Source organism: Planomonospora antibiotica, assembly GCF_014647955.1.
Lineage (GTDB): Bacteria > Actinomycetota > Actinomycetes > Streptosporangiales > Streptosporangiaceae > Planomonospora > Planomonospora parontospora.
The window spans coordinates 306,814-316,224 of sequence record NZ_BMQE01000003.1; the positions used below are offsets into that span (position 1 = coordinate 306,814).

Annotated in this window: 13 protein-coding genes; 2 read left to right on the forward strand and 11 right to left on the reverse strand. The window is 72.4% G+C overall.

Annotated elements, in window-relative coordinates; all coding sequences use genetic code 11:
• The first annotated feature begins 61 nt into the window (after positions 1–61).
• Positions 62–358, forward strand: a complete 297-nt coding sequence (locus tag IEZ06_RS04625) for a YciI family protein (protein WP_189235368.1) — start codon at positions 62–64, stop codon at positions 356–358.
• A 55-nt stretch (positions 359–413) separates the two neighbouring features.
• Here IEZ06_RS04625 and IEZ06_RS04630 read toward each other — a convergent pair whose 3' ends face one another.
• The 5 genes from IEZ06_RS04630 to IEZ06_RS04650 all read right to left on the reverse strand — a co-directional run bounded on the left by IEZ06_RS04630 (position 414) and on the right by IEZ06_RS04650 (position 4,054).
• Positions 414–836 carry a PIN domain nuclease gene (locus tag IEZ06_RS04630; RefSeq protein WP_189235369.1) on the reverse strand — a complete coding sequence of 141 codons (423 nt, stop codon included), beginning with the start codon at positions 834–836 and terminating at the stop codon, positions 414–416.
• The gene (locus IEZ06_RS04635; RefSeq protein ID WP_189235370.1) at positions 833–1,036 is read right to left on the reverse strand and encodes a type II toxin-antitoxin system VapB family antitoxin; all 204 of its coding nucleotides are present in this window, start codon (positions 1,034–1,036) and stop codon (positions 833–835) included. The genes IEZ06_RS04630 and IEZ06_RS04635 overlap by 4 nt, the downstream gene beginning before the upstream one ends.
• A gap of 158 nt (positions 1,037–1,194) precedes the next feature.
• Positions 1,195–1,677 (reverse strand): 5-(carboxyamino)imidazole ribonucleotide mutase, encoded by a 483-nt coding sequence (gene purE / locus IEZ06_RS04640; RefSeq protein ID WP_189235413.1) that lies wholly within the window; start codon positions 1,675–1,677, stop codon positions 1,195–1,197.
• Positions 1,678–1,742: 65 nt separating this feature from the next.
• Positions 1,743–2,900 carry a 5-(carboxyamino)imidazole ribonucleotide synthase gene (locus IEZ06_RS04645; protein ID WP_268245575.1) on the reverse strand — a complete coding sequence of 386 codons (1,158 nt, stop codon included), beginning with the start codon at positions 2,898–2,900 and terminating at the stop codon, positions 1,743–1,745.
• Positions 2,901–3,049: 149 nt separating this feature from the next.
• Complete coding sequence (locus tag IEZ06_RS04650) at positions 3,050–4,054, reverse strand: hypothetical protein (protein ID WP_189235371.1); 1,005 nt, start codon at positions 4,052–4,054, stop codon at positions 3,050–3,052.
• 322 nt (positions 4,055–4,376) lie between these two features.
• On the opposite strand from IEZ06_RS04650, the gene IEZ06_RS04655 reads away from it, so the two are divergent.
• Complete coding sequence (locus tag IEZ06_RS04655) at positions 4,377–4,877, forward strand: GtrA family protein (RefSeq protein WP_229797778.1); 501 nt, start codon at positions 4,377–4,379, stop codon at positions 4,875–4,877.
• A gap of 138 nt (positions 4,878–5,015) precedes the next feature.
• Here IEZ06_RS04655 and IEZ06_RS04660 read toward each other — a convergent pair whose 3' ends face one another.
• From IEZ06_RS04660 to IEZ06_RS04685, 6 genes are all read right to left on the reverse strand, one after another.
• A complete protein-coding gene (locus tag IEZ06_RS04660; protein ID WP_189235373.1) occupies positions 5,016–6,293 on the reverse strand; it encodes an ATP-binding protein in 1,278 nt (425 codons plus the stop codon).
• A 3-nt stretch (positions 6,294–6,296) separates the two neighbouring features.
• Entirely contained in the window at positions 6,297–6,965 is a 669-nt protein-coding gene (locus IEZ06_RS04665; protein ID WP_012888073.1) for a response regulator transcription factor, read from the reverse strand.
• 260 nt (positions 6,966–7,225) lie between these two features.
• Positions 7,226–7,708 carry a bacterioferritin gene (gene bfr / locus IEZ06_RS04670; RefSeq protein ID WP_189235374.1) on the reverse strand — a complete coding sequence of 161 codons (483 nt, stop codon included), beginning with the start codon at positions 7,706–7,708 and terminating at the stop codon, positions 7,226–7,228.
• A gap of 15 nt (positions 7,709–7,723) precedes the next feature.
• Positions 7,724–7,903 carry a (2Fe-2S)-binding protein gene (locus IEZ06_RS04675; RefSeq protein ID WP_084007991.1) on the reverse strand — a complete coding sequence of 60 codons (180 nt, stop codon included), beginning with the start codon at positions 7,901–7,903 and terminating at the stop codon, positions 7,724–7,726.
• A 199-nt stretch (positions 7,904–8,102) separates the two neighbouring features.
• Positions 8,103–8,714 carry an MBL fold metallo-hydrolase gene (locus IEZ06_RS04680; protein ID WP_189235375.1) on the reverse strand — a complete coding sequence of 204 codons (612 nt, stop codon included), beginning with the start codon at positions 8,712–8,714 and terminating at the stop codon, positions 8,103–8,105.
• Positions 8,711–9,411: zinc-binding dehydrogenase (locus IEZ06_RS04685; protein WP_189235376.1), on the reverse strand; the 701-nt coding region annotated here is incomplete at its 5' end. The genes IEZ06_RS04685 and IEZ06_RS04680, both read right to left, overlap by 4 nt.

Sequence of the window (9,411 nt, forward strand, 5' to 3'; positions counted from 1 at the left end):
CCCCGGCCGCACCCCCGCCCCTCACCATCGCCCCTCGGCCCCCCACGAGGGAGGACCCCGCGTGTTCGTCCTGGAACTGACCTACCTCGTCCCCGCCGAGGAGGCCGACGCCTTGCTCGAGGCGCACGTCGCCTGGCTGGACCGGCAGTACGCCGCCGGGTTCTTCCTGGCCTCGGGCCGCAAGGTGCCGCGGGACGGCGGGATCATCCTCGCCACGGGCCTCGACCGCGCCGAGGCGGAGGCGCTGGTCGCGTCCGACCCGTTCGTCACGGCCCGGATGTGCGCCTACCGCGTCACCGAGTTCGTCGCCACCAGGACCGCCCCCGCCCTGGAGCCGTACCGCCGGCCGCCCGCCTGACGGCGCCCGGACGGGAGCCCACCGGGTGTGACGTGGTGAGGAGACAGGAGCCGTCCTACTTTCCCGCCCCGGGCCCGTACCACTGGAGCGCCTGGCCGGTGACCGCCGCGATGCGGTCGAAGTCGTGATCGCGGTGCAGCAGGGTGAGCCCGCGCAGCTCGGCCGTCGCCGCCACCACCAGATCTACCGGCCCTGCGCTGCGATGCCACCCTTGCGCCGTGAGCATGCCCTGGACCTGCCACGCGCGGTCGTAAGCGCGGTCGTCGACGGGCACCCGCCCGAACAACTGCCGCATGTCCTCGATCCCGCGCTCGCGGTCCGCCTGCGATCGCGCGCTGTAGAAGAACTCGAGCTCCGTGATCGGGCACACGGCGATCAGCCCCGCCGCGACCGCCTGGTCCCAGCCGTAGGTCTCGGCTTCCTTCCGCATGAGACCGGCCAGCGCGCTGGTGTCGATGAGGAACTGCGCGGGATTCACCGCCGGTAGTTCCCCTTCTCCTCGAAGAGCTCCAGGTCGAAGCCGCCCTCGGCCGCGGCGCCGCGCAGCCGCGCCAGTGCCAGCGCGCGACGCCGGTTCTCCAGCACCTCGCGCAGAGCGCTGTTGACCGTCTCCTTCTTCGTGCTGGTGCCCAGTGCCTTCGCCACCTCGGCCACCAGCTCGTCATCCAGATCGATCATCGTCCGGCTCACGGCACCCCTCCAGGCATATTGAAATGCATCCAATGTACATCGACATATGCCTGTCTGGTACGGCTTTCCGGGATGTCCTCGCAGCGTCCGAGCATGCCGGGCCCCCAGGCGAGCCCCGTCCCGGCCTCGAGGAGTCCGCGCCGCGGTCAGCCGCCGAGCCGGGCGGCCTCCTCGCGGAGCCGGGCGCCCTTGGCGTGGGCCTGGTCCCGCAGCTCCTCCTGGAAGCGCTCCATCTTCGCGCGCAGCTGCGCGTCCGCCGCCGCGAGGATCCGTACGGCCAGCAGCCCCGCGTTGCGCGCGCCGCCGACGGCCACGGTGGCGACCGGGACGCCCGCGGGCATCTGGACGATCGAGAGCAGGGAGTCCATGCCGTCGAGGTACTTCAGCGGGACGGGGACGCCGATCACCGGGAGCGGGGTCACCGAGGCGAGCATGCCGGGCAGGTGGGCGGCTCCCCCGGCCCCGGCGATGATCACCTTCAGGCCGCGCTCCGCCGCCCGGGCGCCGTAGGCGATCATCTCGTCGGGCATGCGGTGCGCGGAGACCACGTCGGCCTCGAACGCCACCCCGAACTCGGCGAGCGCCTCGGCGGCGAGCCGCATCACCGGCCAGTCGGAGTCGCTGCCCATCACGACGCCGACGGCGGGCCCGGCGGTGGGAGCCGCTGCGGAGACGACGGGGTCCTGTGCGGTGCTCACGTGTAGATCCCTTCGCAGAGGTAGACGGCGGCGTGCCGGGCGCGGGCGCGGACCTCGTCGAGGTCGGTGCCGAGGGCGGTGACGTGCCCGATCTTGCGGCCGGGCCGTACCTCCTTGCCGTAGAAGTGGACCTTGATCCCGGGGTCGTGGGCCATGACGTGCTCGTAGCGGGAGAAGACGTCCGGGTCCTGACCGCCCAGCAGGTTGGCCATCACCACGACCGGCGCGGTCAGCGCGGGCGAGCCGAGCGGGAGGTCGAGCACGGCGCGCAGGTGCTGCTCGAACTGGGAGGTGCGGGCCCCCTCGATGGTCCAGTGACCGCTGTTGTGCGGGCGCATGGCCAGCTCGTTGACCACGAGCCCGGAGGCGGTGGCGAACATCTCCACGGCCAGCAACCCGGTGACCCCGAGATCCTTGGCGATCCCCAGGGCGATCCGCTGGGCGGCCGCGGCCGCCTCCGGGTCGAGGCCGGGCGCGGGCGCGAGCACCTCCACGCAGATGCCGTCGCGCTGCACGGTCTCCACCACCGGGTAGCTGACGCCCTGCCCGTGCGGGGAGCGCGCGACCAGCACGGCCAGCTCCCGCTCGAACGGCACGAACGCCTCGGCCAGCAGCGGCACCCCGCTCGCCAGGACCTCCGCGGCGTCGGCGGCCGACCGGCAGATCCAGACGCCGCGGCCGTCGTAGCCACCGCGCACGGCCTTGAGCACGACGGGCCAGCCGTGGTCGGCGGCGAACGCCTCCACGTCGGCGGCGGTGGCGACGCGCCGCCAGGCCGGGCACGGGGCGCCGATCGCGGTCAGCCGCTCGCGCATGACGGCCTTGTCCTGGGCGTGCACGAGCGCCTCCGCCCCGGGGTGCACGGCGAAGCCGTCCGCCAGCAGCGCGCCGATGTGCTCGGTGGGCACGTGCTCGTGGTCGAAGGTGACCGCGTCGCACCCCTTGGCGAAGTCGCGCAGGTCGGACAGGTCGCGGTGGTCGCCGAGGCGCACGTCGGCGACCACCCGGGCCGCGCTCTCGTCCCGGGACCCGGCCAGCACCCGGAGCTCCACGCCCAGGGCGATGGCCGCCTGCTGGGTCATCCGGGCCAGCTGGCCCGCTCCGATCATGCCGACGACGGGCCCGCCGGGACCGCTCAAGGAAGGGCTGCTCACGTCCGCCGAGCTTACCGGCCCCCGGTACGCCGGCGGGCACGGGCAAGGGTCGGCGCGGGCGGGCCGTCAGGACCGGCCGGCTCCGGACCGCTCCGGCCGGCTCCGCCCGGCGCCGTCGCTCCGCGGGCCGGGACCCCGGGCCGGGGTCGTCACTTCGCCGTCAGGTCGGCCAGGGCGCGCCGGGAGGCGACGGTCGAGACCTCGCCGTCGTCCCCGACCCCGGTGACGAGGAGGACGATCTCGGTGCCGGTCAGTTCGGCGGCCCTGGACCTGCCGGTGAAGGCCCGCAGCTCCGCGCCGCCGTGGACCGGCCGGGAGAGCGAGGAGCGGCCGGGCCGGGGCCGCTGCCGGTACTCGATCTCCAGCGCGTGGACCACCAGCGCGCCCCCGCGCAGCGGGATCACCCGGCGCGGGCCGACGACCAGCCGGACGTCGGTGGTGAGCCGGTCCGGGGCGGCCTCCGTCCGGCGCACGCCGAGATCCGCGCGCAGGCGGGCGGCGGCGTCCCCCTCGGGGAAGGTCACCCCGCTCACCCCCGCCGGGTCGGTGAGGTAGGTCAGGTAGCGCTGCGGCACCAGGCGGGCCCTGACCCCGGTGCCGGAGGCGGCGGCGGTGGACCCGGAGGAGGCGGCGGCCTCGGGGACGGCGTCGGAGGCGGCGTCGGAGGCGGTGCCGGGGACGGTGTCCCCGGTGGCCGGGATGGGGCCCGCGCCGAGCCGCCAGCCGTCGCCCTCGTCGACGAACAGGAAGTAGGCGGGGTCCGGTTCGCGCGCCAGGGCGACGAACCAGCGGTCCTCGTCTGCGGAAGCCGGCAGGAGGAACTCCGGTTCGGCGTACTTCCCCAGGGTCCCGGCGGTGGCGGGGGCCGGGCGGCCGTTCCGGGTCGCCTCGCAGGCACGGCCGCCCAGCGTCTCCTCCGCCCAGGCGGTCAGCCTCCCGACCGCCGCGCAGTCCCGGTCCCGCCAGGCGTCGCCGAGCCCCTGGAGCAGCTCGAACGCCTGGGCCGCCTCGGCGGCGCCGACCGCGCCCGCGGACGCCCCGGACGACGGTCCGCTCCCTGCGTCCCCGTGGGCCGGGGTCCGCCCGTCGCCTCGCGCGCCGCAGCCGGTCAGCAGGGACAGCCCGAGGATCAGGGCGAGCAGTCGGCGAGGCACGGGAGGTCCTGGGGAGTCCGAGAGGGCCGGCGGCCCGGTGGTCCGATGAGCCATGCCGTGTACGGCGGGCCGTACACGGTGATCACGGAGAGCGGACTTCCCCCGGAGGCTCCCCGCGATCGACGGGATCAGCGTAGCCTCAGCCCTACGGATTTATCCGGTTTTACATGACATTTGCGGAAACGTTCTTTGGGTAATGGGATGTCCGTCCGGCCGACCACCGGACGGGCCCCCGAGGGCTCCCGGTAGCCTGAGGGAAGTGCCCGAGGTCTCGCCGCGTGGCGGATCCGCAGCCGACCCGAGAAAGGATCGTGCAGGAAACGTGCGGTTTCTTCGACACGCCTACGAGCGGTTCGCCGATCTGTTGCACGAGCTCGCGAAGTTCGGGACCGTGGGCGCCTTCGCCTTCGTCATCGACGTCGGCGGCTTCAACCTCCTCCACTACGTCCTGGGGTGGTGGGGGCCGCTGACCTCCAAGGTCGTCGCCACCGCGGTCGCCACCACCTTCGCCTACTTCGGCAACCGCTACTGGACCTACCGGCACCGGGAGCAGAGCGGGCTGACCCGTGAGTACTTCCTGTTCTTCCTGCTCAACGGCGTCGCGCTGCTGATCGGCCTGCTCGTCGTCGGATTCACCCGCTACACCCTGGAACTGGCCGACCCGGTGAGCATCAACGTCGCCAACCTCTTCGGCATCGGCCTGGGCACGCTGTTCCGCTTCTTCTCCTACAAGAAGTGGGTCTTCCTGGCCGCCACCGAGGACCTCGACACCCCGCGCGAGCTGCCCGAGGCCGACAACGCCCGGACCCGCGAGACCCGCTGAGCCGGGAGCCGCCGAGCCGGAGTCCGCACGGCCCCGCCCGCCCTCGCCGGACCCGCAGGCCATCCCGGCTCCACAGGCCCCCCTCGGGCTCCGCGAGATCCGGTCGGCGGCCCATGAGGACCCGCCCGCCCCGCCGGATCACGCGGGTCCGCTGACCACCCGGTTCCGCCCGGGGTCGCCGACCGGGCGCAGGAAGATCGCGAAGGCCGCCGGGCGGGGCCGTACCAGCTCCAGGCGGCCGCCGTCGGCGGCGGCCAGCGCCCGGGCCAGAGTCAGTCCCAGACCGGTGCCCCCGGCGCCGCTCATGTTCCGCTCGAAGACGCGGGGCGCCAGGTCGTCGGTGATGCCGGGCCCCTCGTCCGCGACCTCGACCACGATGGACTTGCCGGTGTTGCTGGTGGTCACCGTCACCGGGCCGCCGCCGTGCCGCAGGGAGTTCTCCAGCAGCGTGGAGACCACCTGGCTGATGCCGCCGCCGGTGCCCAGGGCCCGCAGACCGCGCGTGCCGGACAGCACCAGTTTGCGGCCGTCCCGGCGGAAGGCCGGCCCCCACTCGATGAACTGCTGGTCCAGCAGGGCGTCGAGGTCGACCACCGCGGTCTGGGCGTGGCGCTGCCGCCGGGCGGCGGCGAGCAGCTCGTCGATGACCGCGGTGAGCCGCTCGGCCTGCACGATCGCCGCCTCGCCCTCCTCCTTGACGACGCTGGGGTCGTCCGCGGCCGCCACGATCTCCTCCAGCCGCATCGTCAGGCCGGTGAGCGGCGTGCGGAGCTGGTGGGAGGCGTCGGTCGCGAACTCCCTCTCCCTGGCCAGCAGGTCGGCGATGCGGGTCGCGCTGCGGTCCAGCACCTCGGCCACCCGGTCGAGCTCCTGGATGCCGTAGCGGTGCTTGCTCGGCCGGGCCTCACCGGAGCCGAGCCGCTCGGCGATCATGGCCAGGTCGCGGAGCGGGAGCGTCAGGCGGCGCGACTGCACCACCGCCAGCCCCACCGCCACCGCCATGGCGGCCGCCGCGAGCGCCAGGATGAGCAGGAGCCAGGCGCGGACCTGCTGCTCGACCTGGGTCTTGTCCCGGCTGACCGAGACGTAGACCCCGCTCTCCGACTGGGCGTCCGCGCTCATCTTGCGGTCCTCGGGAGGCTCCGCACCCACCGTGGTCACCTGGGGAGGAGTCCCCCGGGCGTAGATCTGCACGTAGCGCTCGGGATACTTCCTCCCCAGCTGCTCGCGGGTGATGGGCTGCTCCTGGATCCGGGCGTACTCCACCTCGTTGAGCAGGCTCTTCGCCTCCCCTGACAGCTCCTGGATGGCCTCCTCCTGGATCAGGCGGTTGACCGCCACCCCCAGGGGGATACCGAGCAGGAGCACCGCGATGACCGCGACGAGCAGGGTCGAGGAGAGCAGGCGGCGGCGCATTCCCTACTCGCGTTCGAACCGGAAGCCGACCCCTCGAACCGTCGTGATGTAGCGCGGCTTGGCCGCGTCGTCGCCGAGCTTGCGGCGCAGCCAGGAGATGTGCATGTCCAGGGTCTTGGTGGAGCCCCACCAGTTGGTGTCCCACACCTCGCGCATGATCTGCTCGCGGGTGACCACCTTGCCGGCGTCGCGGACCAGCACCCGCAGGAGGTCGAACTCCTTGGTCGTCAGGTGCAGCTCCTTGTCGCCCATCCACGCGCGGCGGGAGTCGGCGTCGATGCGCACGCCCTGGACCACGGGCGTCTCCGAGGTGCCGCGCCGCAGCAGGGCGCGGACCCTGGCCAGCAGTTCGGCGAGGCGGAACGGTTTGGTGACGTAGTCGTCGGCCCCGGCATCGAGGCCCACCACCGTGTCCACCTCGTCCACGCGGGCGGTGAGGATGAGCACGGGCGTGCCGTGCCCTTCGGCGCGGATGCGCCGGGCCACTTCGAGGCCGTCCATCTCGGGCAGGCCGAGGTCAAGAACGATCAGGTCGATGCCACCCGATAGAGCTCGCTCCAGGGCCTGCGGGCCGTCGGGGCTCACCTCCACCTGATAGCCCTCGCGGCGCAGCGCACGCGCCAGTGGCTCGGAGATCGAGGTGTCATCCTCGGCGAGAAGTACGCAGGTCATGTTGAGGATCGTAGGACCTTAAGCGATCGTTTCCCGGGCACAGCGCGCGGTTTGACTCGCCGTTGACCTATCTATTGACCTGGGCAAACACTGATAAATCCCGGACAGACCTCCGGCAGCGCGGCAGGGCAGGGGGGTACGGCCCCGCCCGGGGAGCCGCCGGAGGGGGGTGCGCCCCGGGAATACCGCGCCGGCCCCGGGGACGAAACAGAACACGCCCGACCTGAGTGAACTTGACGGGCGTGTTCCGGCGATTCGCCTCAGGAAGCCGACGGGGGCTCCGCGTAGCGGGCCAGGTAGAGCTGCTCGCCGAGGCTGTCGATCAGCGACAGCTCGGTCTCCAGGTAGTCGATGTGGTGCTCCTCGTCCTGGAGGATCTCCTCGAAGAGCCGGGCGGAGGTGACGTCGCCCTTCTCCCGCATCAGGGCGATCCCCGGCTTGAGCCGCTGGACGACCGAGAGCTCGATGTCGAGGTCGGCGCGGAGCTGCTCGGCGACGGTCTGGCCGATGTGCAGCGTGCCCAGCCGCTGGTAGTTGGGCAGACCTTCGAGGAAGAGGATGCGGTCGGTCAGCTTCTCCGCGTGGCGCATCTCGTCGATGGACTCTTCGCGGGTGTACTTCGCGAGCTTGGTGTATCCCCAGTTCTCCTGCATCTTGGCGTGCAGGAAGTACTGGTTGATGGCGGTCAGCTCGGCCGTGAGCTGCTCGTTGAGAAGTTCGATTATCTGCTTGTCGCCCTGCATGGCGGGCTCCTCGTGCTATGCGGTCGGCATCAGGTCTTCAGACCGTTTCAGGATCGCACAGATCCTCCGGACGCAGGACGCGCAGTCCCCCCCCGCACCGGTGGTGTCGCGGATCTGCCTGGCGCTCCTCGCACCGGCGGCGATGCAGTCGTGCACCTCGTTCTCCGTGACCGCACGGCAGACGCATACGTACATGGCGGGCGAGGCACCTCTCGGGAAGACGGTCGCATAGGTAAGGCATGCCTAAGGTAACTCACTTTGGTTAGGCTTGCCTACCTGACAGCCGACATATTTTCGTACCTCTTCATGCCAAGAAGGCGTGGATCATCCGTTCCACGCCTTCCAGGGGCAGTCCGTACCTTTTTCGCGGGGGTCCGGTGGCCCGCGGCCGCCGTCAGCGCTTCAGCCACTCCTCCAGGTGCGGGGCCTCCGCGCCGATCGTCGTGGAATCGCCGTGCCCGGTGTGCACGACCGTGCGCTCCGGCAGCGTCAGCAACCGGCCGCGGATCGAGTCGATGATCGTCTCGAACGAGGAGAAGGACCGCCCGGTCGCGCCGGGGCCGCCCTGGAACAGGGTGTCGCCGGTGAAGACCGCGCCCACGTCCGGCGCGTGCAGGCACACCGCGCCCGGCGCGTGGCCCGGCGTGTGCAGCACGGTCAGCTCCACCCCGCCCGCCTTCAGCACCTGGCCGTCGCGCAGCGGCGTGTACGGCGTGCCGGGGTGGACCATCTCCCACAGCACCTGGTCGGCCGGGTGCAGCAGGATCGGCGCGTCCACCCGGGCGGCGAGCTCGACGGCGGCGTTGACGTGGTCGTTGTGCGCGTGGGTGCACACGATCGCCGTCACCGACCGGCCGCCGATCCGCTCGGCGATGGCGCCGGCGTCGTGGGCGGCGTCGATCACGACGACCTCCTCGGCGGAGCCGACCAGCCAGACGTTGTTGTCGACGTCCCAGGTCCCGCCGTCGAGCGAGAACGTCCCGGAGGTGACCACCCTGTCGATCACAGGACCACCACCGAGCGCAGGACCTCGCCGCGGTGCATCTTGGCGAACGCGGCCTCGACGTCGCCGAGCCCGACCGTCTCGGTGACGAACCCGTCCAGGTTCAGCCGCCCCTGCAGGTACAGGTCGATCAGCATCGGGAAGTCCCGGCTGGGCAGGCAGTCGCCGTACCAGGACGACTTCAGCGCGCCGCCACGCCCGAACACCTCCAGCAGCGGCAGCTCCAGCGTCATCTCCGGGGTCGGCACCCCCACCAGGACCACGGTCCCGGCCAGGTCCCGGGCGTAGAACGCCTGCTCGTAGGTCTCCGGCCGGCCCACCGCCTCGATCACCACGTCCGCGCCGAACCCTCCGGTCAGCTCCCGGATCGCCTCCACCGCGTCGCTCTCGCGGGAGTTCACCGTGTGGGTCGCGCCGAAGCCCTTGGCCCACTCCAGCTTGCGGTCGTCGACGTCCACCGCGATGATCCTCGCCGCGCCGGCCAGGGAGGCGCCCAGCACGGCCGCGCTCCCCACGCCGCCGCAGCCGATCACCGCCACGCTGTCGCCGCGGGTCACCCCGCCGGTGTTGATCGCCGCGCCGATGCCCGCCATCACGCCGCAGCCGAGCAGGCCCGCCACCGCCGGGGCCGCCGCCGGGTCCACCTTGGTGCACTGCCCGGCCGCCACCAAGGTCTTCTCCGCGAACGCGCCGATGCCCA